The sequence below is a fragment of the Fastidiosipila sp. genome (assembly GCA_012511175.1).
In the GTDB taxonomy this organism is placed as follows: domain Bacteria; phylum Bacillota; class Clostridia; order Saccharofermentanales; family DTU023; genus UBA4923.
On sequence record JAAZGO010000027.1, the window covers coordinates 64,904 to 89,615 of the forward strand.

Annotated in this window: 19 protein-coding genes and 1 other RNA gene; 18 read left to right on the top strand and 2 right to left on the bottom strand. The window is 55.0% G+C overall.

What is annotated here, in order from left to right:
• Window positions 1-6: 6 nt before the first annotated feature.
• Window positions 7-672, top strand: a complete 666-nt coding sequence (locus tag GX839_06020; GenBank protein NLB05016.1) for a hypothetical protein — start codon at window positions 7-9, stop codon at window positions 670-672.
• A 60-nt stretch (window positions 673-732) separates the two neighbouring features.
• Here GX839_06020 and GX839_06025 read toward each other — a convergent pair whose 3' ends face one another.
• Window positions 733-1,008 carry an HU family DNA-binding protein gene (locus GX839_06025; protein ID NLB05017.1) on the bottom strand — a complete coding sequence of 92 codons (276 nt, stop codon included), beginning with the start codon at window positions 1,006-1,008 and terminating at the stop codon, window positions 733-735.
• 210 nt (window positions 1,009-1,218) lie between these two features.
• Here GX839_06025 and GX839_06030 point away from each other — a divergent pair, with 210 nt between their 5' ends.
• Genes GX839_06030 through GX839_06045 form a run of 4 tightly spaced genes read left to right on the top strand, consistent with a single transcriptional unit; the run spans window position 1,219 to window position 6,705 of the window.
• Window positions 1,219-1,440, top strand: a complete 222-nt coding sequence (locus tag GX839_06030) for a DUF1858 domain-containing protein (GenBank protein ID NLB05018.1) — start codon at window positions 1,219-1,221, stop codon at window positions 1,438-1,440.
• Window positions 1,441-1,479: 39 nt separating this feature from the next.
• The gene (locus GX839_06035) at window positions 1,480-3,456 is read left to right on the top strand and encodes a polysaccharide biosynthesis protein (GenBank protein NLB05019.1); all 1,977 of its coding nucleotides are present in this window, start codon (window positions 1,480-1,482) and stop codon (window positions 3,454-3,456) included.
• A 20-nt stretch (window positions 3,457-3,476) separates the two neighbouring features.
• Complete coding sequence (polA, locus tag GX839_06040) at window positions 3,477-6,071, top strand: DNA polymerase I (protein ID NLB05020.1); 2,595 nt, start codon at window positions 3,477-3,479, stop codon at window positions 6,069-6,071.
• Window position 6,072: 1 nt separating this feature from the next.
• Entirely contained in the window at window positions 6,073-6,705 is a 633-nt protein-coding gene (locus tag GX839_06045) for a dephospho-CoA kinase (protein NLB05021.1), read from the top strand.
• Here GX839_06045 and ychF read toward each other — a convergent pair.
• A complete protein-coding gene (gene ychF / locus GX839_06050; GenBank protein ID NLB05022.1) occupies window positions 6,702-7,784 on the bottom strand; it encodes a redox-regulated ATPase YchF in 1,083 nt (360 codons plus the stop codon). The genes GX839_06045 and ychF overlap by 4 nt on opposite strands.
• Before the next feature lie 145 nt (window positions 7,785-7,929).
• On the opposite strand from ychF, the gene GX839_06055 reads away from it, so the two are divergent.
• The 13 genes from GX839_06055 to GX839_06115 all read left to right on the top strand — a co-directional run bounded on the left by GX839_06055 (window position 7,930) and on the right by GX839_06115 (window position 24,700).
• Window positions 7,930-9,504: a YifB family Mg chelatase-like AAA ATPase gene (locus GX839_06055; protein ID NLB05023.1), complete on the top strand. Its 1,575-nt coding sequence runs from the start codon at window positions 7,930-7,932 to the stop codon at window positions 9,502-9,504.
• Window positions 9,501-10,601: a DNA-protecting protein DprA gene (dprA, locus tag GX839_06060; protein NLB05024.1), complete on the top strand. Its 1,101-nt coding sequence runs from the start codon at window positions 9,501-9,503 to the stop codon at window positions 10,599-10,601. The genes GX839_06055 and dprA overlap by 4 nt, the downstream gene beginning before the upstream one ends.
• A 71-nt stretch (window positions 10,602-10,672) precedes the next feature.
• A complete protein-coding gene (topA, locus tag GX839_06065; GenBank protein ID NLB05025.1) occupies window positions 10,673-12,820 on the top strand; it encodes a type I DNA topoisomerase in 2,148 nt (715 codons plus the stop codon).
• Between the two features lie 11 nt (window positions 12,821-12,831).
• Complete coding sequence (locus GX839_06070; GenBank protein ID NLB05026.1) at window positions 12,832-14,196, top strand: methylenetetrahydrofolate--tRNA-(uracil(54)-C(5))-methyltransferase (FADH(2)-oxidizing) TrmFO; 1,365 nt, start codon at window positions 12,832-12,834, stop codon at window positions 14,194-14,196.
• A gap of 4 nt (window positions 14,197-14,200) precedes the next feature.
• Window positions 14,201-15,259: a tRNA preQ1(34) S-adenosylmethionine ribosyltransferase-isomerase QueA gene (queA, locus tag GX839_06075; protein ID NLB05027.1), complete on the top strand. Its 1,059-nt coding sequence runs from the start codon at window positions 14,201-14,203 to the stop codon at window positions 15,257-15,259.
• A gap of 28 nt (window positions 15,260-15,287) precedes the next feature.
• Window positions 15,288-16,403 (top strand): tRNA guanosine(34) transglycosylase Tgt, encoded by a 1,116-nt coding sequence (gene tgt, locus GX839_06080; protein ID NLB05028.1) that lies wholly within the window; start codon window positions 15,288-15,290, stop codon window positions 16,401-16,403.
• Window positions 16,404-16,495: 92 nt separating this feature from the next.
• Window positions 16,496-16,846: a preprotein translocase subunit YajC gene (gene yajC / locus GX839_06085; GenBank protein ID NLB05029.1), complete on the top strand. Its 351-nt coding sequence runs from the start codon at window positions 16,496-16,498 to the stop codon at window positions 16,844-16,846.
• Window positions 16,847-17,001: 155 nt separating this feature from the next.
• Complete coding sequence (locus GX839_06090) at window positions 17,002-18,978, top strand: DNA primase (protein ID NLB05030.1); 1,977 nt, start codon at window positions 17,002-17,004, stop codon at window positions 18,976-18,978.
• A gap of 227 nt (window positions 18,979-19,205) precedes the next feature.
• Window positions 19,206-20,474, top strand: coding sequence for an RNA polymerase sigma factor RpoD (gene rpoD, locus GX839_06095; GenBank protein NLB05031.1), 1,269 nt, complete (start codon window positions 19,206-19,208; stop codon window positions 20,472-20,474).
• Window positions 20,471-21,178 carry an SAM-dependent methyltransferase gene (locus GX839_06100; GenBank protein NLB05032.1) on the top strand — a complete coding sequence of 236 codons (708 nt, stop codon included), beginning with the start codon at window positions 20,471-20,473 and terminating at the stop codon, window positions 21,176-21,178. The genes rpoD and GX839_06100 overlap by 4 nt, the downstream gene beginning before the upstream one ends.
• Window positions 21,176-21,515, top strand: an RNA gene (rnpB, locus tag GX839_06105) — RNase P RNA component class A. Before GX839_06100 ends, rnpB begins: the two co-directional genes overlap by 3 nt.
• 21 nt (window positions 21,516-21,536) lie before the next feature.
• Window positions 21,537-24,272, top strand: a complete 2,736-nt coding sequence (locus GX839_06110) for a YfhO family protein (GenBank protein ID NLB05033.1) — start codon at window positions 21,537-21,539, stop codon at window positions 24,270-24,272.
• 50 nt (window positions 24,273-24,322) lie between these two features.
• Window positions 24,323-24,700 carry a desulfoferrodoxin Dfx gene (locus tag GX839_06115; GenBank protein NLB05034.1) on the top strand — a complete coding sequence of 126 codons (378 nt, stop codon included), beginning with the start codon at window positions 24,323-24,325 and terminating at the stop codon, window positions 24,698-24,700.
• Window positions 24,701-24,712: the final 12 nt, after the last annotated feature.

Genomic DNA, 24,712 nt, shown 5'->3' on the forward strand with positions numbered 1-24,712 from the left:
TGTCTGATGGTCCGGCAGGGAAGCATCGATTCCGATATGGTATCGGAGCACAGGGAATTGAAAGGCAGGCCACAGGAGGAACTGGGATTTTACCTGGTCGCTTCCAACCGGGAACTGTTGAATCATGTGGAGACTTTGATGAACCGCAAGGGTGTCTTCGGAGTCCTGGATTCGTCCGGCAGAGTCCATTACCTGATTGATGCCAGGAAGGGTTCACCTTTGGCGGCCCGAAACGTCATGGCCACAGCCGGTAGTGTCGCAGGGAAGGTTTGCCGCGATGCGCGCAGAGAAAAAAGACGGATCAGGCTTGTGGTCGACCAGGTGCTGGGTCGTTATGAATGGAACAAGCAGCTTCGCGGCTATCGCCTTCTGGGAGACATTCTGCGCCGGACTGCGACCGACATCTCACTTCTCAATCCAATCAGCAAACGTCTGTACCCGGAGATTGCCAAAGAGCAGGGTCTGCGGCCCCATCAGGTTGAACGTAACGTCCGCTACCTGTTCGATGACCTGGCAGAAAGGGAACGGTCCGCTTGCCCCGGCCCGCCCCACCGGCTCCTGAGAGAAGAGGACAGGGGCCTTCCGGTCGGACGCACCATCACCCGGTTGGCAGAAGAAGTATGGAACCGATTGGACTTTTTTGAGTTGGAGGAAATTGATGATATTGAATGAATGGGAAAAAGAAAGAGGCTGTTGCGGGAACAGCCTCTGTCACATTCAAGATTTCAAAAATCAGCTGTTTACGATTGTCTTCAGCCCCTTGCCTGCCTTGAAAGCGGGAGCCTTCGTAGCGGGGATCAGAATCTCTTCTTTTGTGCTGGGATTGCGTCCTTTGCGTGCGGCGCGATGACGAACCTCAAAAGTTCCGAAGCCGACCAGTACAACTTTTTCTCCGGCTGCAAGTTGCTCGGTGATTACGTCAAAAACAGCAGAAACAGCTTTATCGCTGTCTTTCTTGCTCAACTCTGTTTTGGCCGCCACCGCGTTGATGAGATCAGTTTTATTCATTAGGGTGCCTCCTTCCGGCTGTGTTCTTCGCCTATTATCCAGTTCAAATATCGCCTTGTCAACCCTTTTGGGCCCAATATGTGATGGATGTTCCCTTTATTTGCCTTTCTGCTGACAATTTCATGGAAATCGAGGACAGAACTTGCCTCCCGGCGCAGTAATGCGTTAACATTCAGTCAACATCAATCACTTTGACTTGGAGATAATTTGATGAAAGCTACGAAAGACATGCTGATCGTGGATCTCTTGCAACTCGATCGAAATCTGGCCGGCCTCCTGATGGGGTATGGAATGCACTGCATCGGCTGCATGCTGGCCAGCAACGAAACCATTGAACAGGCCTGCATGGCACACGGAATTGACGCCGACGGGCTGATTGAAAGCATTAACGCTTATTTGGAAGAAGCCGAAGAAAAAAGCCCTTCTGTCTGACCAGGTCCGCCAATCGGCAAAGACAGGTTACCGCGTGACATGAACAAGTTCATCCCGATTCGGCACTTGACACCCCGGAAACTCTTTCTGGTTGCGTATGATATGGCGGCCAGCGTTGTGGCACCCATCCTTTCGCTCTATCTTCTTTATGAAAATGCCATCCCCGGGCGATACATTGCGCAGTTCAAGTCGACCTGGTTCATCTTTGTCATTTTATCGGCTATTTGTTTTTCACTGAGCGGCTTTTACTCACAAATGTGGCCCTTCGCGAGGGGATCGCAGTATCTGGTGCTGGTCGCGGGAACAGTCATCCAGCTCTTTCTTTCTGTTTTGATCTTCCAGGTGATGAAGCGCAATTACTCCTTGGCTTTCTACATCATTTACTGGTTTCTTCTGACGGCGGCAGTCTTTTCGATCCGGTACTTTTATCGCTTCTACCACACGCGGCGCCAGGTCAGGCAGATCCGAAAACTGCAGAAGGGTAAACGGCCGATTCGCGTCATGATCGTGGGAGCCGGCCGGGCAGGGACTCAGATCATCGTCGAACTCAAAACGAGTCAGTCGCTTCGGGTTCCCATCTGTGCAGTTGATGACAATCCCCTGATCCACTTTTACAAAAACAACGGGGTACCTGTACTGGGAGACCGCAACGACATTGTCGAGCTTGCGGAAAGCCACAGGATCGACGAGATCATTGTTGCCATCCCTTCGGCTTCGAGTGAAACCCTGAGGGATATCCTGGCCATCTGCCATAAGACCAACTGCCGCGTCCGCCTGCTGCCTTTTTTCTCGGAGCTCAGCAGCGAGGAAGTCCATTTGTCCGACGTCCGGGATATCCGGATCGAGGATCTTCTTGGAAGGGATCCCGTTGTCTACGACATGGAGCGGGTCAGCCGTTTCATCGAAAGCAAGGTGGTCCTGATCACAGGCGGAGGCGGATCAATCGGCTCGGAACTCGCCATACAGATCGCTGCTTTTCACCCGGCCCTCCTGATTCTTTTTGATATTTGCGAAAACAGCGTCTATGACCTCCAGCAGGAGCTTTTGGCCCAATTCGGCAGAAGGCTCAACCTCAAGGTTTTGATCGGCTCGGTGCGCGATGCCAAAAGACTGGCCAGCATCTTCTCTGAATGGAGGCCTGATGTTGTTTTCCATGCCGCCGCCCATAAACACGTCCCCCTGATGGAAATAAGCCCGGGCGAGGCCGTCAAGAACAATGTCTACGGAACCTACAACACAGCCTTGATGGCCGCGCGCTATGGCACCAGCCGTTTTGTCCTGGTCTCAACGGATAAGGCGGTCAATCCGACCAATGTCATGGGGGCCACCAAAAGACTCTGCGAAATTGTAGTCCTGACCCTGAATAAGCTTTCCCCGCGCACTTCTTTTTCGGCCGTTCGCTTCGGCAATGTGCTGGGGAGCAGCGGGAGCGTGATCCCCCTGTTTGAAAAACAGATCAAGGAACACCGCCCCGTCACTGTCACCCACCCGGATGTCGAACGCTTTTTCATGACCATCCCGGAAGCCTCCAGTCTTGTTCTTCAGGCAGGGGCTTACGCCAGGGGAGGTGAGATCTTCGTTCTCGACATGGGAGAGCCAGTCCGGATCGATGACCTGGCCAGGGATCTTATCCGCCTGTCAGGACTGGTTCCGGATGTGGATGTACCGATTGAGTACATTGGTCTCAGACCTGGTGAAAAGATGAAGGAAGAGCTCTTCCTCAGCAATGAATCGATCGTCCGCACCGATCATGAGAAGATCAACATCCTTTCGCAAATTGACGACCCCGGCCTGCTTTCGCGGGAAATCGAAGTATTGCTCCGCCTGACGTCCAATCAGGAGGAAACGGGCCTGGATGGTTTTATGGAACAGCTGTTGTCAGTTCTCGAAATTGACGCGCCTTCCATCGGTAGCCTCATGAATATCCGCCTTCCGGCCGTTCCTTACGATTCCAATTGTGAAACCGCCCTGGCTCCCGAAGAAGGGGCCGCGACCCTGTCGGCAGGAGGAAATTGACTGCCGCAAAGGAGCCCGCTTTGTCCGACAAAAAAATTCTATTGCTCTTCGACGTTCACAGCCTGATGAACCGCGCCTATTATGGCATCATCGGCAGGAGTCGGCTGACAGCACCGGATGGATTCCCGACCGGCGCGCTTTACGCCTTTTTGAACATGATCCTCAAGTACAAGGATGAGCTGAATCCCACCCATATCGTGTCTGCCATGGATATGCCGGGTGATACCTTCCGCCACAAAATATTCGATCAATACAAGGCGGGAAGGGGCCCTACCCCCGAGGATCTAAGCCTGCAAATACCTCTGGCGCGCGATCTGCTCGAGGCGCTCGGTTTTCAGCCTGTTGGCCTGGAGCTCTATGAAGCCGATGACCTGATCGGAACCCTGGCCAGAATAGGTGAAGAGAAGGGTATGCAAGTCTACATCGTGTCGGGTGACCGCGATACGCTTCAACTGGTTTCGGATCAGACTTCGGTTGTGCTTGTGACCACAAAAAAAACCGGATCCATCAGCGAGACAGTCACACCGGAATCCATGCTTGAGGAGTTCGGTGTTTCGCCGGGACAGTGGATCGATGTCAAGGCTCTGATGGGGGATTCCTCAGACAACATTCCCGGGGTCAAGGGTGTCGGTTCCAAGACCGCTTTTCAACTGATCAGAACTTACGGAACACTCGACCAGGTCTACCGGCACCTCGACGATCAGAAGGGAGCGCTGCAAAAAAACCTGAAGGAAGGCAGAGAATCGGCCTATCTTTCGAAAGAATTGGCAGCCATTAAACTGGATGTACCCCTTCCGGACTCCAGCCGTCTGATCGAATCAGAAATTGGTGCCAGGCAGGATGGGGAGACCCTGCTGTCCCTTCTGACCCGCCTGGATTTTCGCTCCTTTATCGAGCGTTTCGGGCTGGCACAAACGAGCAGGGACGAGCCGGAGCCGGAACACTGCTGCATCCACAAATCGGCGGAGGAATTGCTTCAAGCGGCTGGCCAGGACAAGGAACTGGCCTTTTTCCTGCCCTTTCAGGAGCGTCAGGGCGTGTTGGCAACCGATGGCGCTTGTGCTGACCTCGACGACCCGGACGAATTCATACGGCTTCTGGAGGAGCATGAAGGTCCTTTTGTTACCTGGGACTTGAAGGTCCAGCTTCGCCGGACTGGTCTTCCCGCGCCCGGCAGGCTGGTCCATGATGTGATGATCGGATCCTACCTGCTCAACCAGCTGGGCAGGGGCGACGACATCGAGTATGCCCTTCGGGCCATACTGGGCAAGGAATTCAGGCCTTTGCCGGAGACATTGATGGCTGTCCAAAACAGTTTTCAGGAAAAAACCAGATGCCTGGCTCTGCAATTGCCGCATGCGCACAGGAAACAGCTCCAGGCCATCCGCGGCAGAGAGCTGGAAGGCCTTTACCAGGTCGAAACGCGGCTGGCAGGGATCCTGTCCGATATGGAACTCAAAGGTGTCCTGATTGACGCGGAGGCACTTGAGCGCGCATCTGCGGAAATGGCAGAAGAACTGGCCGGGCTGGAATCCTCAATTTACGCGGATGCGGGAGGTCATTTCAATATCAACTCACCGCAACAGCTGGCTGAAATCCTCTATACCAAACTGAAGCTTCCCACGGGCCGCAAAAGTTCGACAGGGAAATACAGCACGGCTGCTGACGAACTGGAGCGGCTCAAGGGTTACCATCCGATCATCGGCAAGATCCTGGAATACCGGGAATTTTCCAAGCTGAGAGGCACCTTCCTCGAAGGCTTGAAAAAGGAAATTGCCGAAGATGGCCGTGTCCATACGTCCTATAATCAAACCGTCGTAGCGACCGGCCGTCTGTCCAGTTCCAATCCCAATCTGCAGAATATCCCTGTGCGCACGGAGCGGGGGAGCCGGATCCGCCAACTCTTTATTGCGCCGCCCGGCTATCTCCTTGTGGGAGCGGACTACAGCCAGATCGAACTGCGGCTTCTGGCTCACCTGTCAGGTGACCGGGAGCTGACCCGTGCATTCCGGGAGGGAAGGGATGTTCACCTTGTCACTGCCTCTTCTTTCTATGGCAAAGATGAGTCCGAGATTACGCCGGCAGAGCGGGCGGTTGCAAAAACGGTCAACTTCAGCATCACTTACGGCATTTCCGATTTTGGCCTTTCACGGGATCTCGACATCCCGATTCCGGAAGCCAGGCGGCTGATCGAACGCTACCATGCCAAATACCCGGGTGTTGAAGCCTGGCTGAAAGAGCAGGGGGAATTTGCGAAGAGGAATGGTTACGTTGAGACACTTTTCCATCGCAGGCGTTACGTGCCCGAACTTCAGTCGCAGAACCGGAACACCTACAACTTCGGAATGCGGGCGGCTATGAATGCACCCGTACAGGGCACGGCGGCAGACTTGATCAAGATTGCCATGGTGGATGTTCACCGGGCGCTCAAAGAGGAAAAACTGGACGCTGACATTATCCTGCAGGTTCATGATGAACTGATTCTGGAAGTGGCGGAAAAGGATGCAAAGCGCGCCGAAAAGATCCTGAAGGACAAGATGGAAGATGCCATGGAGCTTTCGGTGCCTCTTCTTGCAGGGACCAGGATCGGCCGTAACTGGGGGGATTTGAAATAGCATGTTTGTAATCGGTATTACGGGAGGCATTGGATCAGGGAAGAGCACCGTCGCTTCCATTGTGCGTGCTGCCGGGATTCCGGTCATCGATGCTGACGTGATCGCCCATGAACTTACGGAGGTTGCCGGTGAAACGACCGGGAGGATTGCGGCCGCCCTCGGCAGCGATTTGCTGGATGCCGGGGGAGCGCTCAACCGGAAACGTGTGGCTGCACTTGCTTTTTCAAACAAACCTTTCCTGGACAAGCTGAGTGCCATCATCCACCAGGATGTGATCCGAGCCATGGATGAAAGACTGGAAGAAGCCCGTCAGAAAGGAATCAAGGCCATCGCCCTCGATGTGCCCATTCCGGTCGAGCGGGGTTTTCTCGATGTCTGTGATCAGGTCTGGGCGGTCACAGCGGATGAGGAGACCCGCCTCAAGAGGCTTGAACGTCGGGGTATGGATGCAGTCGAAGCGGGCAGGCGAATGAAGGTTCAGATGACCCGCCAGGAGTACCGTGAGCTGGCAACGCACGAAATCGATAATAACGGCAGCCTGGCCGCGCTCGAGGAATCGGTGCTCCTCCTGCTTGGGAAAGAACTGGGTCAGAGGGGCATTCCGGTTCCGGGCCTTTCCGCCCGGCAGGGCTAAAGGTTGAAACGGAAGGTGATGTAATCACCATCACGAACCCTGTATGATTTGCCCTCGGAGCGTACCCATCCTTTTTCACGGGCTGCCGCAAGGGATCCTGCCTCTTTCAACTCATGGAAAGGGACAACTTCAGCACGGATGAAGCCCCGCTCAAAGTCTGAATGGACTGTGCCTGCCGCCTTGGGTGCAAGAGAACCTTCTTTGACGGTCCACGCCCGCACTTCTTTTTCATTGCTGGTGAAAAAGGAGATGAGGTCGAGTGTCCGGTAGGCTTGGTGGATGATCCGGTCCAGGCTGCTTTCCGGCAGCCCCAGCTCCTCCCTGAACAGGATTTGATCTTCCCCGGGCAGTTCTGCCAGATCGGCTTCGACATCGGCTGCAACCTGCAGGATGGGGATCTCCTGGTCACCCAGAAAATTGTCCAAAAGCGCAAGCTTTGCGCTGCAGTCTTGCAAATCCTTGACGTTTGCGACGATCATGAGGGGTTTGCGCGTCAGAAGGCTGAACTGGTCCAGCAAACCCTTTTCATTTTCGTCAGCGTCAAAGACTCTGGCAGATTTCTCATCGTCCAGGTGAGCCAAGAGCCGGCTGATCAAGTCCAGCTCGGACAAGAGGAGGGGTGCGTGGCTCTTCGCAGCCTTGGCGACTTTTGCCTGCCGCTTTTCGAGGTGTGCAAGGTCAGCCAGGATCAATTCAAGCTCAACAGTCCGGAAATCATTGGCAGGGTCAATTGTCGGGTTGGCGTGCGCAATGGATTCATCTTCGAAACAGCGGACGACGTGCAGGATGGCATCAACTTCCCGGATGTGGGAAAGAAATTGGTTCCCCAGACCCTCCCCCATGCTGGCCCCTCTGACGAGACCTGCGATATCAACGAATTCAACCGTTGCCGGAACAATTTTCGCGGTTCCCATCATCTCCGCCAGATCATTCAGGCGCTGGTCAGGAACGGGGACAAGGCCCAGGTTGGGATGGATGGTTGCAAAAGGGTAATTGGCAACCAGGGCACCGGCGCCCGTGAGCGCATTGAACAAGGTGCTTTTGCCAACGTTTGGAAGTCCTACAATCCCGATTTTCATGGCAGCCTCTTCCTGACGCCTGGATAACCGCCCAATTCATCATAACATCAATCAAATGCTTCTTTGCTGACAATTCGTCCGGGATTGCATGCTGGTGCTGTCAATTGGCCTTCCTCAGAAAGTGATTTGACTCAAGAATGACCTTATGACGTCTGCCAACTACCATCAGGTTGCATCCTGTGCCCTGACCGGCCTGGATGGAGTTCCCCTGGAGATAGAAGTCTCCATCCTGGCCGGCATCCCTCAATTTGAGATATCTGGAAGGGGAGACCCTGCCATCCGTGAATCCCGCGAGCGTGTGCGTGCTGCCATCAGCAACAGCGGTTTTCGCTTTCCCAAGGGGCGGGTTATAGCAAGCTATGCGCCCGCCGCCCTGCCCAAACAGGGAAGTGCCTTTGATCTGCCTCTGGCGCTGGCCATTCTGGCGGCTTCATCTCAGGCGGCAAGGCCTGAGGGATCCCTCAAGTCAGCCTATCTGGGGGAACTTTCGCTTGATGGCCGGATCAAGCCCGTCAACGGTATCCTGAGCCGTCTGCTGGCCCTGCGTGAAGTGGGAGTGCGATATGTCGTGGGGCCCAGGGAAGGTGAGGAGGAGGCAAGCTTGGTGGATTCCATTGAATACGAAGGTGCCTGTGACTTGAGAGAAGCGGTACATCGTTTTTCAGGGATCAGGAGTGGAAGGATCCGGCCCAGGCATCCGGGCAAGGGACCGCCGTCCGCTTCCGAGACCGGATGGTTCCGCCAAATCGCCGGCCAGGAAGAAGGCCTTCGTGCCTGCGTCATTGCCTCGGCCGGCTGGCATCCTCTCCTGATGATGGGCGCGCCCGGCTGCGGCAAGACCTTGCTTGCTTCCTTAATCCCAAAATTTTTACCTCCTTTGGACGATGATGAGATGCTTGAAGTAATGCGCTTGATAAGCGCGACGCAGCCGGCAGGTGGGGAAGCCGGGCTTTGCCCGCAGCGCCCTTTTCGCCATACCCATCACAGCATTACAGTCCCGGCCATGGTTGGGGGCGGTGCCCACCCGGTTCCCGGTGAAAGTACGCTGGCGCACCGCGGGGTTCTTTTTCTCGATGAAGTGACGGAGATGAACGCCCGGGTCCTGGATGCCTTGCGCGAACCGGTCGAATCCCAGGAAGTACGTTTAGCGCGATCAGGCTGGAAGGTGACATTTCCCGCTGATTTTTTGCTGGTAGCTGCTTGCAATCCCTGCCGCTGCGGTTTACTGATCGAACCGGAAAGCCTTTGCCGCTGTCAGGACAGTGACATCCGGCGCCATCTTTCAAGGATCAGCGGACCATTCTTTGACCGCTTCCATTTGACTGCCATGCTGACCAGAGTGGGGGCGTCCAGGCTGGCAGGAGAAGACAGGCAGGAAGGGGAAGAATCAGCCATGTGCCGGATCAGGGATCAGGTTTCGCAAGCCTGGGCCCTGCAAAAAAACCGGGCATCAAGGGCCGGGCATGGCCTTTTCCTCAACAGCAGGGTCAGACCGGAGCTTCCTTTTGACTATTTCCAGGTCGGAGATGAAGCCAAAGGATTCGCAGCCAGCCTGGCTGATGCTTCCCTGATGACGGCCAGGTCTTTTTATTCCATGATCCGTGTCGCGCGGACCATTGCTGATCTTGACCAGCGCGAAACAGTTTCCAGGGAGGATGTCGCCGAGGCGTTTCATTACAAGGCAGCCATGCCCTGGCCTGTACCGGAGCTTCGGCCATGACGGATTTGCCGCTGGCCATCGCCTTCGTTACCATTTGCACCCGTCTGGGAATCAACAACAGCGAGCGGGGAAAAATACTTGAGGAAGCAGGAGGGCTTGGCCGTCTTCTTGATTATTTGGAGTCGCGTGAAAATCCTCCTGCATCCCTAATCGGGGGAATCAGGGAGGAAGCCGGGCGGCAAAGGCAAATTGCCTGTCCGGTTTCCTGGAGACCGCTGACACTTGTGGACAAAGATTACCCCGAAAGGCTGAGACATATCAGCCGGCCACCGGCGGTTCTTTTTGTAAGCGGAAGGAATTGGATGGCCCTCAATGGTCCGTCGGTCATCGCCGTGATCGGCTCGCGCAGGCCTTCGGCCTACGGGATCGAAGTCACAAAAAAACTGACGGGCTCCATTGCGGCCAGAGGGGTACCGGTTGTTTCAGGCGGTGCCAGGGGGATTGACGCCCTGGCCCATCGGACGGCTTTGCAGGAAGGGTGTCCGACCTTTGCAGTTTTGGGCAACGGACTGGGCGTGACCTATCCGCCCGAACACCGCAGCTTGTTCGCCAAGATTGAGAAAAGCGGAGCCCTGATTACTGAATTTCCCCCCGGAACCACTCCCAGGCGCAATTATTTCCCGGCCCGGAACAGAATACTGGCAGGCCTGTGCGACGCCGTACTGGTGACGGAAGCATCGGGCTCGAGCGGGACTCTGATCACAGCGGGTTTTGCCGGTGATTATGGACGTGATGTGCTGGCCGTACCCGGTTCCATCCTCTCAGGCACCAGCAGGAGCTGTCACAATCTCATCAAAGACGGGGCGATTTTGGTTCAGGACATGGAAGATATTCCTCATATGCCTGCAGGGTTGCATCAGGAGATCAGTCTCCCGAAGAAGAGGCAATCGCCTCCCCCTTTGCGTCATCAGCCAACCAAAGAAGATCAGTTTATCCTTGAGGCACTGGAAAACTCGCCCAGGACAGTCACCGGGCTGACAGAAGTGACTGGTCTCAGCCGGGGCAGAGTTCTTGAACGCCTGGCTGTCCTGACCGGCAAGGGTATGGTCAGGATGAACCTGGGACTCTACGTGCTTTCCCAAATCGAGTCAAGCTGAGGATTTTTGACAGATGCCCGCTTCTCCTATATATAATGATAGGAATTCAGGATTAGGGGAAAGACTTGGTTATGGAAAAAACACTGGTCGTGGTGGAGTCACCCGCCAAGGCAAAAACCATTGCCCGCTATCTGGGCAAAGATTATGACGTCCGGGCTTCGGTCGGCCATATTCGGGATCTGCCGGCTTCGACGATCGGTGTGGATGTCGATCATGGTTTCAAGCCTCTTTACCTGACACTGCCGGGCAAAGAGAAGGTGGTCCGTGAATTGAAGGATGCCTCGCTCAAGGCGGACCGGATTCTGCTTGCCACCGACCCGGACCGCGAAGGGGAGGCCATCGCCTGGCATCTGGCGCACCTGCTGGATGTTGATAGCCAAAGCCCAAATCGCATCGTCTTCAACGAAATCACGGGCAAGGCTGTCGGCCGGGCTGTCAAAGAACCGCGCCCCATCAATGAGAACCTGGTCAATGCCCAGCAATCACGCCGCATCCTCGACCGCCTGGTCGGCTATGAGCTGAGCCCCTTCCTGTGGCAGAAGATCAGGAAGGGACTTTCGGCCGGACGGGTACAGTCTGTTGCCACCAGGCTGATCGTTCTGCGTGAACGGGAAATTGAAGCCTTTATTCCGGAGGAGTACTGGAAAATCAGGGCTTTTTTGTCAAAAGCAGAGCAGGAAGCTCCTTTCGCAGCCCTTTATCATGGGCGCAAAAAGGGCGGCCGCATATCGCGGGTGACCATCCGTTCAAAAGAGGAGCTTGACAAGCTTCTGGAGGCTTTGAAGGGGTATGATTTTGTCGTCGATGAGGTCAAAAAGAGCAAACGCAAGCGCAGACCCTATGCGCCTTTCACCACCAGCACCCTGCAGCAAAGCGCATCGCGGGCCCTGGGCTTTACTTCCAAACGCACCATGATGGCAGCTCAGAATCTCTATGAAGGCGTTGTCCTCGGCAGCCTGGGGCAAACCGCCCTTGTGACTTACATCCGAACCGACTCGGTTCGTGTTTCCCAGGAGGCCGCCAGCGCTGCACGAGAGCTGATCAAAGGAAGCTATGGGGATTCCTATCTTCCGGCCAGAGCCCCCTTTTATAAGAACAAAAACAAGAGCCAGGATGCGCACGAAGCCATCCGGCCCTCTCATTTTGACCTGCCCCCGATACGCGTGAAGCCCTACTTGTCAAATGACCAGTTCCGTATCTACCAGATGATCTGGAACCGCTTCCTGGCTTCACAAATGGAGGCAGCGGTTTACGATAAAGTGTCGGCTGATATCCTGGCGGGCGATCAGCTCTTCAGGGCCCAGGGGGAAAGCCTGATTTTCCCAGGCTGGCTGGCGGTTTACGGTGTATCGGGCGAAGAAGAGGCGGAAAAGCCGAACTCAGCAAAAAATGACGATGAGCCGGATCTTGTCGATCTTCCTGAACTTGCTGCCGGCGATTCGCTTTACCTGCACCGAATCGTTCCCGAACAGAAGTTCACCCAACCGCCCCCCCGCTACACGGAGGCCTCCCTGATTAAAGAGCTTGAAGAACTGGGAATTGGCCGGCCCTCGACCTATGCACCGACCATCTCAACGCTTTTTGACCGGCTCTACGTTGAACGGGAAGGCAAATCACTGAAGCCGACAGATCTGGGATTGACGGTAACAGAAATGCTTGAAGCGCATTTTCGCAACATCGTTGATACCGACTTTACGGCTCACCTGGAAGACGAGCTTGACCGTGTCGAATCGGGCGAGCGCAACTGGGTTGAGCTGCTGGAAGATTTTTATGCCCCCTTCCACGGCGATGTGCTGAAAGCCATGGAGACGGCAGAAAAAGTCGTCTTTGAAGACGTACCGGTCGGCAGGACATGTCCGGAGTGCGGGGAAGGGGAGCTGGTTATCCGCGAGGGGAGATACGGCAAATTCATCGCCTGCTCGCGCTATCCGGATTGCAAGTATACCGAGACCATCTCTGAGCCGACTGCTTCGCACTGCCCCCGGTGCGGTTCTCCTGTCCGGTCCCGAAAGATCCGTCGCGGCAACCTGCTCTATTTCTGCGATAAAACCAAGGATCCCGATTGTGATTTCGCCAGCTTCGATCTCCCACTTGATGGGAAATCCTGCGAAGTATGCGGCAGTTATATGGTTAAAAGGCGATTCCGCGGCAAGACTTATGAAACCTGCTCAAACAAGGAATGCCCGACACGGAAAAAAACAAGCAAAAAGAAAAAATAATAATGGATCATGTGGCCAGACACGTAACGATCGCGGGCGCCGGCCTCGCCGGTTCCGAGGCGGCATTGACAGCCGCCCGTTTCGGTTTGCAGGTTAAGCTTCTGGATATGAAACCCGGTCAGCTGACTCCTGCACACTCACAGCCCTATTTCGCCGAACTTGTTTGCAGCAATTCACTCAAGTCGGACCGTCCGGAAACGGCACAGGGTTTGCTGAAAAGAGAACTGCGGGCATTGGGGTCCGGCCTGATCAGGATAGCGGATCATACAGCGGTGCCGGCAGGCGGATCCCTGGCGGTCGACCGCAGCCGTTTTGCCCTGGCGGTGACGGAGGCACTCAAAGGCCATCCCTTGATCACGATAGTCGAAAAGAAAATCGAATCCCTGACTGATCTTCTCAGTGAGGGGGGACCTGTCATTGTCGCCACAGGCCCTCTGACTTCCGGGCCTTTATTTCAATCAATTGAGCAATTCGCCGGGAGCGGGGGTCTTCATTTCTTCGATGCGGTTGCCCCCATTGCCGATGGAGAATCCATCGACCGAAGCCGGACCTTTTTGGCCTCCCGCTACGGCAAGGGGGGTGACGATTATTTGAACTGCCCCTTAACAAAAGAAGAATACAGCGTTTTCCGGCAGGCGCTGCTGAGTGCGGAAAAAGCGGCCGTTCACGATTTTGATCCAAGCTACTTCAAAGACTGTGTTCCGATCGAAGTCCTGGCCGGACGGGGAGAGGATACCATGCGTTACGGACCGCTGCGGCCTGTTGGCCTCATTGACCCTGTCACAGGCCGGCCCCCCTATGCCTGCCTCCAGCTGCGCAGGGAGGACAAATCGGGCAGCATGTGGTCCCTTGTCGGATGCCAGACCCGCCTGACCTTTCCCGAACAGCGGCGTGTCTTTGGATTGATACCGGCCTTGGTCGGGGCTGACTACTTTCGGTACGGTGTCATGCACCGTAATTCTTTCCTCAGGGCCCCGGACGTCCTGACCCGGGGTTTTCAAAGCCGTGTAAGAGAAGATCTCTATTTTGCCGGTCAGCTGACCGGCCTGGAAGGATACGTCGAAGCCATAAGCTCGGGTTTTATCGCTGCCCTGCAGGCGGCTGCCATGATCCATGGAAAAGACAGCCTTGAGCGGGAATCACTTATTCCGCCCAGGGAAACTATGGCCGGCGCCCTGGCCGCCTGGGTGACAGAAGCAGACCCCGGGTCCTTCCAGCCCATGAATGCCAATTTCGGTCTGCTGCCCCTGACGGGAATGCGGGTTAAGAAGAGGGACCGGCCCTTCGTACGGATCTGCCGATCCGACGCAGGCATAGAGAAACTGAAAGGGTTGATGCGGAAAATCCTGATGGAAGGGGCAGGTCCGGATGGCTGATGAGATGACCGGCATTGACAAGCTGACCGCTTCCTATCTTTATGCCCTCCCGAGACAGCTGATTGCGCACCGGCCAACCGACCGGCGCGACCAGTCCAGGCTGTTGGTCATGCGTGGTGATCATCCGCTCGAACATCGTTTGTTCTCTGACTTGCCTTGCTACCTGAAGGCAGGGGATTGCCTTGTGATTAACGATACCCGGGTGATCCCGGCAAGGCTTCGGGGTAGACGCGCCCGGTCCGGAGGTGCCGTCGAGCTCTTTCTTCTGTCGCCGCTCGGCGCAAACTCCTGGCGGAGCCTGGTCAAGCCGGGAAGAAAGGCCAGGCCTGGCGACCGGATTGTTTTTGAGGGGGGAAAATTGGAGGCGCTTGTTGAAGCGGTGGAAGCGGACGGCAGCCGTATCATATCCTTTGAATTTCAAGGCAGCTTCATGACCCTGCTGGAAGAATTGGGCGAAATGCCACTGCCCCCTTATATCCAAGCCAAGCTTGATGATCCGGAACGCTACCAGACTGTTTATGCGAGAGCGCCCGGCTCCGCTGCGGCGCCGACCGCTGGCCTGCATTTTACTGAGGAAATGCTGGCAGGCATTGAAAACATGGGTATATCAATCGTCCGTCTGACCCTGCACGTAGGCCTTGGCACCTTTCGGCCCGTTAAGGAGAAGGTGATCACAGATCATACGATGCACAGTGAAGCCTTTTGTCTCAGTGAGGAAGCTGCTGGCCGGATCAGGCAGGTCAAGGCAGGAGGAGGCCGCGTGATTGCGGTCGGGACCACAAGCTGCAGGGTGCTGGAAAGTGTCGTGCGACAGACCCATGGTTCCAAACTTCAAGCCTGCTCTGGACAAACGGATCTCTTTATCTATCCTGGTTTTCAATTCAAAGTTGTCGATGCCCTGGTCACCAATTTTCATCTGCCAGGATCCACCCTTCTGATGCTGGTGTCCGCTATGATGGGAAGGGAAAAAATTCTGGAAGCCTACCAAACGGCGGTTGAGATGCAGTACCGTTTTTTCAGTTTCGGCGATGCCATGCTTCTGATGCCTCATGGCAGCTTATGAACTGAGCGGCGCAGAAAGGATACCTATTTTGCAGGCAGTGACTTATCAGCTCAAGCATCAATGCGGCCAAAGCGGGGCGCGCTACGGGCTTGTTACAACACCGCATGGTTCTTTTGAAACCCCGGCCTTTATGCCCGTGGGTACCCGGGCCACCGTAAAAACCATGACGCCGGAAGAGCTGAAGTCCATCGGCGCCGAAATTATTTTGGGCAACACCTACCATCTGTGGATGCGGCCGGGCGGGGAAGTCGTGCACGAGCTGGGCGGCCTCCACCGTTTCATGAACTGGGACCGCTCCATTTTGACTGACAGCGGGGGCTTTCAGATCTTTTCGCTGGCCAAGCCCAGGGACATTGAAGAAGAGGGCGTCCATTTCCGGTCCCACATCGACGGATCAAGGCATTTTCTGACACCTGAAAAGGCCATGGCTATTCAGGAGGCACTTGGTTCGGACATCATGATGCAGCTGGATGAATGTACCCCATGGCCGGCAGATGAATCCTATGTCCGCCGGTCGCTTGAACGGACGACCAGATGGCTTGACCGGGCGGTCAACGCCTGGCATTATCCCGAAAAACAGGCGCTTTTCGGGATCGTCCAGGGTGGAACTTTCGCGCATCTCCGGGTTCAAAGCGCAAGGGAAATTACCTCTTACGACCTGCCCGGATATGGCATTGGCGGGCTTTCGGTCGGAGAGCCGGCAGGAACCATGTATGAAATGCTGGAGGCGCTTCTGCCGCACATGCCTGCTGACCGACCGCGCTATCTGATGGGTGTCGGTTCACCCGATTACCTCGTCGAAGGGTCGGTCCGGGGGATTGATATGTTTGACTGTGTTTTTCCGACCCGGGTAGGCAGGAACGGGACAGCACTGACCTGGGAAGGCCGTGTTGTAATCCGGAACGCGGCCCATCTGCGCTCCGACCAGCCACTCGATGCCGGCTGCGGCTGTTATGTATGCCGGAATTATTCACGTGCCTACCTGCACCATCTGATTCGAAGCGGGGAGATTTTGGGCCTCCGCCTTTTATCATGGCACAACCTTGCCTTTCTGTTTGATCTGATGCGTCAAATACGCGAGGCCATTAAAAACGACCGTCTCCTGTCCTTCCGCAGTGAATTCTTTTCGCGATACGCCGGCTGAAGGCACAACAGGAGATTGTTTTTATGTTAAACTCATGCTGTCCGGTTTTTGGGACCGGATTTCACGAAAGACAGAACCTAAGGAGGATCGTTATGACCTTATTTCCATTACTGCTGATGGCTGCCGGTACGACATCCGGAGAACAGCAGCCGGGAGGAGCCCTCAGCCTCTTGTACACCATGCTGCCCTTCATACTGATTGTCGGTGTGATGTACTTTTTCACTATCCGTCCACAGAAAAAGCGCGAGAAGAAACTGAAAGAAACCATCGCTTCCATGCGGCCCGGCGACAAGGTCATGTCCATTGGCGGCATCGTCGGCCAGGTTGCCAATATTTCAGATGATGAGGTATCAATCTACACAAGTGCTGAAAGAACCCTCCTGACCTTCAAAAAATCCGCAATCAGCACTGTCTTCCCAAGAGACTCGGAAGTCCAGGGATAAGGCAGCCGGAATCGCCGGCCATCCGGCCGGTCCAGGAGCGGCGCGCGGCTTTCGGGTTGCGGGCCGTTTTCGCGTTGCAGGATGTCGTATAATATGTAAGGGAGTTTTTGCGGACTTAGTCTCTCGTGAAATGGAAATACAGGAGTTAACCCTCGATGGGGCTCATCTCTCGGCAGAGTATTGACGCAGTGATTGAAGCCAACGACATTGTTGATGTTGTGTCTTCTTACGTCTCTCTTGTGAAGAAAAGCGCTCTCAACCTCTTTGGCCTTTGCCCCTTCCATGAGGAGAAGACACCTTCTTTCAGTGTTTCACCGGGAAAACAGATCTTCTACTGTTTCGGATGTCAGAAAGGCGGCAATGTGATCAAGTTCATTCAGGAGATTGAACACCTCTCCTATCCCGAAGCCATCCGCTTCCTGGCCGACAGGGCAGGCATCACTCTCGAGGAGTCGGAGGACAGTCTATGGAAAGAGCGATTTGAAAGACAGAACCTTGCCTTCCAGGCGCTGGGTGAAGCGGCCCGTTTTTTCTATTCCAGCCTGGAAAGCGCAGCCGGGGCCGAAGCTCGCAATTACTTGGCTGAGCGCGGCATCGGCCGGCCCCTGTATCGAAAATACGGCCTGGGTTATGCGCCTTCGGGCAGAACGGATCTCTACCGGGCCTTATCCGCCAAAAATATTTCGGACCAGGCCATGCTTGACGGCGGCCTGATCAGGCGATCGGACAAGACGGGCTATTATGATTTCTTCTACCGGCGTATCATCTTTCCAATCATGGATGCGTCAGGACGTGTGCTCGCTTTCGGGGGCCGGGCCATTACAGATGACGGACCCAAGTATATCAACTCGCCCGAGAGCCTGGTCTATCATAAAGGCAAACATTTGTTTGGATTATTGCAGGCCACTCAATCAGCAGGCAGGTTCTGGTTCCTGGTTGAGGGCTACCTGGATGTTCTTGCCTTGGCAAAAGCAGGTCTTGCGAATACAGTCGCGCCGCTTGGGACTGCCCTGACGGCCTTCCAGGCCAGGGCGATCAGGCGCTGCGTCAATACGGTTCATATTCTGATGGACAATGACCGGGCAGGGAGGGAGGCCAGTTTGCGTTCGGGAGAAATGCTCCGCAAGGAAGGCTTGTCAGTCCGCTACATTTTGCTGGATGGCGCCAAAGATCCGGACGATTACCTTAGACTTTACGGCCGCGAACGGCTGACGGTGGAGCTGGAGCATACATATGACCGCACAGGTTACCGGCTTGCCGTACTGAAACAGGATTACAAGACGGAAAAGAACATGACCGAAAATGAATACCGTGATCAGGCACTCGATCTGCTGGCGGAAGAACCCGACGGTACCCGAAGAGAAATCTTCGGGGGGCAGCTCGCCAAGGAAATGCAGCTAAGCTACCGGGCGGTAGGGGAGGAGATCGAAAGAAGGCGCGGAATGCGGCGGAAACTTGATCCAAAACAGGATATCCCGTACGGTCAATTGAGCCGGTCGCCTGGAAAAATGAAAAGAGCCCGGCCTTCTTTCTATAATGAGGACGAAGTGACGCTTCTGATGATGCTGGCCATCAACAACCAGGCCGCCGGGGTGAGAATTCATCTGAGCGAGAGAAGCATCGCCTCCTATTCCGTCAGCGGGCAGGTCCGCGCCTTCCTGTCTTCCGATTATGCGCGCGCCCCGATTGGCCCTATGGACTTTACGGCGGGTCCCATGCGGGCAATTGCTGAACAGGCGATTGAAGAGGCACGGGAGGCGCGATTGACCTTGGCGGGTTTGCATACTATAGTTGATCGTATTCTGGCAGATAATGATGATGAAGATGAGAATCAGAGCCGCACCCTTTCACCCGATCCGGACCGGATTCATGCCATGATCCAGAAGCAATACCAGGAAATTGCCGTCAGTCAGCTCACGCCGGAAAAGGAAGAAAGTATCTTTGGGCAGAAACTTTCAGAACGGCGCCTTTCAGTCTGGAGACGCAGGGCCTCGCTGCTGACCCGCAAGGCGCGGAGGCTGGAACTGGAAGGAGCCGAAGAAGATGCGGGTAATTGTTATGCAAAAGCTGCCGGACTGACGACCGCAGCGGATACCTTTCGAATGATTTTGCAAGGAGAAAACCAATCGTGAACCCCAATCAAGAAACTGTCACTCCAATAACCTGGCGTCAGGCGGCGGCTCAAACGGCCGTGCGGCTGATGGCAGGGGGAAATGAAGAAAATGATAAGAAGGCAGAGGCCTCCTCTCACCCTGGACCGGAGTGGCTGAGCCCCCTTAATTTTCCCAAGTCCGGGGAGTATGAGCTCCAGCTTCAATCTGAAGATGAAGTTGAAGCCAGGCAGCCTGAAATGCTGGAGATGGCGGATGAATCCGCTGACCAGCGGGAGGCATATGAACAGGCTGTTTCCTCCCTCATGAAGGACGAGGAAGATGAAATCGAGGAAGCGTTCGATCCGGACGCCGAAAACGATGACGAGGACGATCTTTTAGCCGAGGAAGACGGGGAAGAAGAGGAAGAGACAGACCAGGAGTCGCTTCTCGAACGAATTGATGATGACGAGATGGTTCTGAAAATGATCTACCCCCTGATCAACAAGGGCAAAGACAATGACGATGAGCTCAGGCAACAGGAGGTGCTCGATTACCTGGAGCAGATCAAGTGGGATGAAGAGCGGCTGGACGATGTGATCGTCATGCTGGAGCGAGCCGGTATTGAAGTCATCGACGAAGACGACATCGAAAAGGAAATGAGGGAGCGGGACCGTAACAAAAAAGCTGAAGCTTTTAATGATGCCATGATTGTTGATGATCCGGTCCGGATGTACCTGAAGGAAATCGGCAAGGTGGAGCTTCTAACGGCTGATGAGGAAAAAGAACTGGCCGCACGCATGGAGGCCGGGGACTGGGAGGCGAAACAACATCTGATCGAAGCCAATCTCCGCCTGGTGGTCAGTATCGCCAAGCGATACACCGGCCGGGGCATGCATTTCCTTGATCTGATCCAGGAAGGCAATCTCGGCCTGATCAAGGCTGTGGACAAATTTGATTACACAAAGGGATTCAAATTCAGTACCTATGCGACCTGGTGGATCCGCCAGGCCATCACCCGGGCTATTGCCGATCAGGCGAGAACCATCCGGATCCCGGTACATATGGTGGAAACCATCAATAAGCTGATCCGTATCCAGCGCCAGCTGGTTCAGGAACTGGGAAGAGAGCCCGAGGTCGAGGAGATTGCGGCGGAGATGGATCTTACGCCGGAGAAGATCAGGGAGATTATGAAAATCTCCCAGGAACCGGTTTCGCTCGAAAAACCGATCGGCGAAGAGGAGGACAGCCACCTGGGCGACTTTATTCCTGATGAAGATGCGCCCTCGCCTGCCGATCAGGCGGCTTCCACCCTGCTGAAGGAAGAATTGACCAAGGTCCTTTCCGGTCTGACGCCACGGGAGGAAAAGGTGCTCCGCCTTCGTTTCGGCCTGGATGACGGCCGGACAAGAACTCTGGAGGAAGTGGGGTTGGAGTTTGACGTGACCCGTGAACGCATCCGGCAGATTGAAGCCAAGGCACTCCGGAAAATGCGCGGCCCCAATATGAGTGCCAGACTGCGCGAATATCTGGAGTGATCCTGGACAGAACCTGCCGGCTGGGCCTCTTGGCCGATCTGGTGCGCCAGGTGCCTTGCCGCCGGCTGGTCGACATCGGCTGTGATCACGCAGCAGTCCCTCTTGCACTTCTCAAAGAAGGCTGCTGTGAGTCTGTGCTGGTTACCGATGTCCGCGAGGTGCCGCTCAGAGCCGCAGAAAAAAAGGCCGGGGAAGAGGGCCTGAGAGCAGGTTTTCAAGCAAAACTGGCCAAAGGGCTTGAAGGACTTGAGCTGAACAGGGAGGATATCCTGCTGATCAGCGGTCTGGGGGGCGATACCATTGCCGCCATCCTGGAAGATCATCCGGACAAGCTGCATCTTCCCAAACGGATTATCATTCAACCGCAAACCAGGGAGGAAACCGTTCGTTCAGCTTTTTTCAGGACAGGTCTGGCCATCACAGATGAGCAGTGTGTTGAAGACAGGGGCAGAATCTATCTGGTGATCCTTTCCGACCGGGAGACTCCCGGACATTCGCGAATGAGTGAGCTGGAAATTTATTTTGGTCCGGTGATCCTTTCGCGCCTGGCAAAATTGGTAAATGACCCGCTTCTGAACCGATACCTGAAAAAGAGAATCGACAGGCTCAAAAAACAGGCACCCTACAACAGCCAGTCAGCTGAATTGTTAGAGACATTTGAACAGATCTTCCACCTTTCGTATAATAGATGGGATCAAGGCTGAGTCAGCCGGGTGACCGCGGTGTCATTTTGAAAGAAAGGCGCTGAGGAAAGTCCGGGCTCCCAGGGCAGGATGCCGGTTAACGGCCGGTGAAGGCGACTTCAAGGAAAGTGCAACAGAAAGAGACAGCCGGATGCGTCCGGCTACGGTGGAAAGGTGAGGTAAGAGCTCACCGGTGCCGCGGCGACGCGGCAGCCATGCAAACCCCATCCGGAGCAACGCCGTGGAGGAACAACTGTCGCCCGCAGGTTCCGTGGAGGCGGCTTGAGCCTTTCGGCAACGAAAGGCCGAGATAAATGGTCATCCAAGACAGAACCCGGCTTACAGGCTGGCTCAGCTGATCGACCACGGGGAGATATTTATGAAGGATCTGCCGCCAGGCACCTTTACCCTTGAGCGAGAAAAAAGACCTTTCTGGAATAACAAGGGGCTTGCCTTGATGGCCTTTGTCATTCCGTTTGCCGTGCTGGGACTTGCCTATGGTGCGCTTCAAGTCTTCCCGTTTGGCGGACGCCATATGCTGACAGTTGATCTCTTCCATCAGTATGCGCCTTTTCTTGCGCTTTTACGCAACAAGATCCTGTCAGGCAGTTCCATTTTCTATACCATGGTTCCAGGGCTCGGAACCAATTTCTATGTTCTCTTCGCCTACTACCTGGCCAGCCCTTTCAACCTGCTTCTTGTCTTTTTTCCCCCGGCCTACCTGACCGAGGCCATTTTCGTCATGACCCTGGTCAAAATCGGCTGCGCAGGACTGACCTTTTTCTACTATCTCCGCGTCAGTTTCCGCCGCAGAGGCGCCCTCGCAGTTGCTTTTTCCTCCTTCTACGCCCTTTCAGGATTTGTCCTCGCTTATTCCTGGAATATCATGTGGCTGGATACGCTGATTTTTCTGCCTCTTGTTCTCCTCGCCCTGATACGGCAGATCAGGGACAGCAAGTGGTTACTCTACCCTCTGTCGCTGGCCTTGTTGCTTGTGACCAACTATTATCTCGCCTTTTTCGCCTGCCTCTTCATCGCCCTCTACTATCCGGTGCTTCTTTTTCGCTATACACGCGACAGAAAGCCTCTGGCGAGACTTTATTCTTTCGGCAAGACGGCGGGATTGACCCTTATCGGTGTCACCCTGCCGGCAATTCTTCTCTATCCTGTCTACCGGTCGCTGGCCCTCACGTCTGCTTCAGGCGATGCCTTTCCCGGGTCAGTTGAACTCCTGGGCCGGCCGCTTGCCTACCTGGGCCAGCTCTTTCCCTTCCTGGAGCCAACCGTTCGTTCGGGATCGCCCAATCTCTATTGCGGTTTGCCCGTCCTGATTCTGCTGCCGGTCTTTTTTCTTTCCAGCCGGATCCGTTTGCGCGAGAAAATCCTCAATGGTTTCCTTCTGCTCTTCCTCTTTCTGTCCTTCGATATCAATGTCCTTAATTTCCTCTGGCACGGCATGCATTACCCCAATCAACTCCCTTTCCGCTTCTCTTTCGTGGTCATCCTGCTGCTCCTGACCCTGGCCTATGACGGACTGAGATCCATGCGGGAGTTCCGCCCGGCAGAGATCGGGCTGCTGGGCCTCTGCCTGGCCCTGGCCATTCCCACCGTTGCCGCGATCGAACCTGATATTAAGCTCTCGCCCTGGACTCAGTGGGGGGCGATTGGACTCATGCTCTTTTATACCCTGATCTTTTCCACCCTCAGGTCACGTAAATACAAGGGGCGGCTCCAGGTCAACCTCCTGATTGCCATCATGTTCCTTGAACTTGTATTGTCGACTTTTTCCGGCCTCTATCACATGGACAAGAACGAATATTACGGCAACCGCGACACTTACTCAGCCGGTGATACGGTCTACTCCATCCGCCAGGCAATCAAGCAGACAGGCAAGCTTGGGGGAGGTGAGCTGGATGACCGGATGGAAATCCGTCCTCACAAGACCTCCAATGATCCTGCCCTTTACGGTTACCGGGGGCTTTCCCTTTTCGCTTCGACATCGCCGGCGGATCCCGTTTCTTTCTTCAGGAACTTTGGCTTCCACAACAACGGAGTCAACAGCTACCAGTACCGGGGAGCGACACTTTTCAGCGAGGCTCTCTTTGGCATACGCTACCTGATCGTGAGGGACAAAAATGAAGGCCTTGACCAAGCAGCGCGGCAGCTTGTTTTGGGCAATGAGCTCATTTCTGTCTACGAGAATCCCTATTCGTTTCCGATTGCCTTTACAGCTGACAGCCGCATCCTTGACTATTCGGGCATCCGCGGCAATCCCTTTTTCAACCAGAACCGTTTCGCAGAAGCTCTTTTCGGCAGGGCTTCCACGCTCTTTCAAGATCTGAAACCCGATGAATCCCAAGGAGATCTGCTGTCCTACTCGGGGGATTCTTCATTCAGGTTCAGCAAGCCTGCGAAAGATCACTCAGCAGACCTTGAGATCCTTTGGACTGCCCTGCAGACAGGACCCCATTTCCTGCACCTCGACCTGCACGGCCATGACACTGAAAAAATTGAAATCCTGATCGATGGAAACCGCATCAAGGCTGATGAGAAACAGAAGGGGATCATCGATCTTGGCACCGTGCATGGGGGCAAGAATGTCAATTTGTCCCTGCAGCTTTCCGCGTCAGCCCCGGAGTCGGGAACCCTTGAAGCCAGGATATCCTTTTTGGACACTGAGGTTCTGCGTGACCTGTCTCTTGAAGCAAACCGCCGTGGCATTGAAGACTTCACCATGAAAGAGGATCATTTTTTCGGTGAGATTACTGCGGAGGAAGAAAGTGTTTTGCTGGTTACTGTGCCCTGGGATCCCGGATGGAAAGCCTATGTGGACGGGGAAACGGTTGACATTCTCACAGTTGACCGCGCTTTGATGGCCATTCATCTTTCTGCAGGCCGCCACCGTGTCTTTTTCGCCTTTCTGCCTGTCGGTTTCCATGAAGGTTTCTATTTGACACTTGTGTCATCAGGCCTCCTTTTACTGGTGGCGGGCATCAGCCTGACAGCAGGATATTTTGGGAAAAACGGCGCCGGCAAGAAGCGCAGCGATAAAAGCGACAAGGAAGAGGACAGGGAAAGTGTGACGGTGAATACGTCTGGCCCGGACCCCCCATGATATGCTCAGGGCAGACGGATGGAGACGGCTCGGTGAAAGGGAGTGGTCTCATGAAAGATCTCAAGTTTTACTACTGCCAGGACGGTGACAACCTGGCCTACATGCTGAATGAAGGCAGTGGAAAGATGGTCTGTTGCGGGGAACCCATGTCACTGCTTCATGCCGGAACAACCGATACCATGCCTGACAAGCACATCCCGCGGGTGACCAGGGAAGCGGGAATGGTTCATGTGATCGTCGGAGAGGAAGAGCACCCCATGACGCCGCAGCGTCACATCTCCTGGATTGCTGCGGCCCAGGGTGACAAGGTACAGTTCCTGCATTTGCATCCGGGTGATGAACCCAAGGCGTCATTTCATGTCGAGGAAGGTCCTGTGCAGGTTTACGGGTTCTGCAATCTGCACGGTTTATGGATGACGGAAGCCTGACCGGTTCGGTTA

Bases quoted from the DNA above. Each gene is read 5' to 3' on its own strand.
- GX839_06035 (NLB05019.1), top strand. From the start codon at position 1,480: ATGAACAAGTTCATCCCGATTCGGCACTTGACACCCCGGAAACTCTTT.
- rpoD (NLB05031.1), top strand. From the start codon at position 19,206: ATGGCGGATGAATCCGCTGACCAGCGGGAGGCATATGAACAGGCTGTT.
- ychF (NLB05022.1), bottom strand. From the start codon at position 7,784: ATGAAAATCGGGATTGTAGGACTTCCAAACGTTGGCAAAAGCACCTTG.
- queA (NLB05027.1), top strand. From the start codon at position 14,201: ATGACCGGCATTGACAAGCTGACCGCTTCCTATCTTTATGCCCTCCCG.
- GX839_06020 (NLB05016.1), top strand. From the start codon at position 7: ATGGTCCGGCAGGGAAGCATCGATTCCGATATGGTATCGGAGCACAGG.
- topA (NLB05025.1), top strand. From the start codon at position 10,673: ATGGAAAAAACACTGGTCGTGGTGGAGTCACCCGCCAAGGCAAAAACC.
- GX839_06115 (NLB05034.1), top strand. From the start codon at position 24,323: ATGAAAGATCTCAAGTTTTACTACTGCCAGGACGGTGACAACCTGGCC.
- yajC (NLB05029.1), top strand. From the start codon at position 16,496: ATGACCTTATTTCCATTACTGCTGATGGCTGCCGGTACGACATCCGGA.
- GX839_06030 (NLB05018.1), top strand. From the start codon at position 1,219: ATGAAAGCTACGAAAGACATGCTGATCGTGGATCTCTTGCAACTCGAT.
- GX839_06110 (NLB05033.1), top strand. From the start codon at position 21,537: ATGAAGGATCTGCCGCCAGGCACCTTTACCCTTGAGCGAGAAAAAAGA.
- GX839_06045 (NLB05021.1), top strand. From the start codon at position 6,073: ATGTTTGTAATCGGTATTACGGGAGGCATTGGATCAGGGAAGAGCACC.
- GX839_06055 (NLB05023.1), top strand. From the start codon at position 7,930: ATGACGTCTGCCAACTACCATCAGGTTGCATCCTGTGCCCTGACCGGC.
- GX839_06090 (NLB05030.1), top strand. From the start codon at position 17,002: ATGGGGCTCATCTCTCGGCAGAGTATTGACGCAGTGATTGAAGCCAAC.
- dprA (NLB05024.1), top strand. From the start codon at position 9,501: ATGACGGATTTGCCGCTGGCCATCGCCTTCGTTACCATTTGCACCCGT.
- GX839_06025 (NLB05017.1), bottom strand. From the start codon at position 1,008: ATGAATAAAACTGATCTCATCAACGCGGTGGCGGCCAAAACAGAGTTG.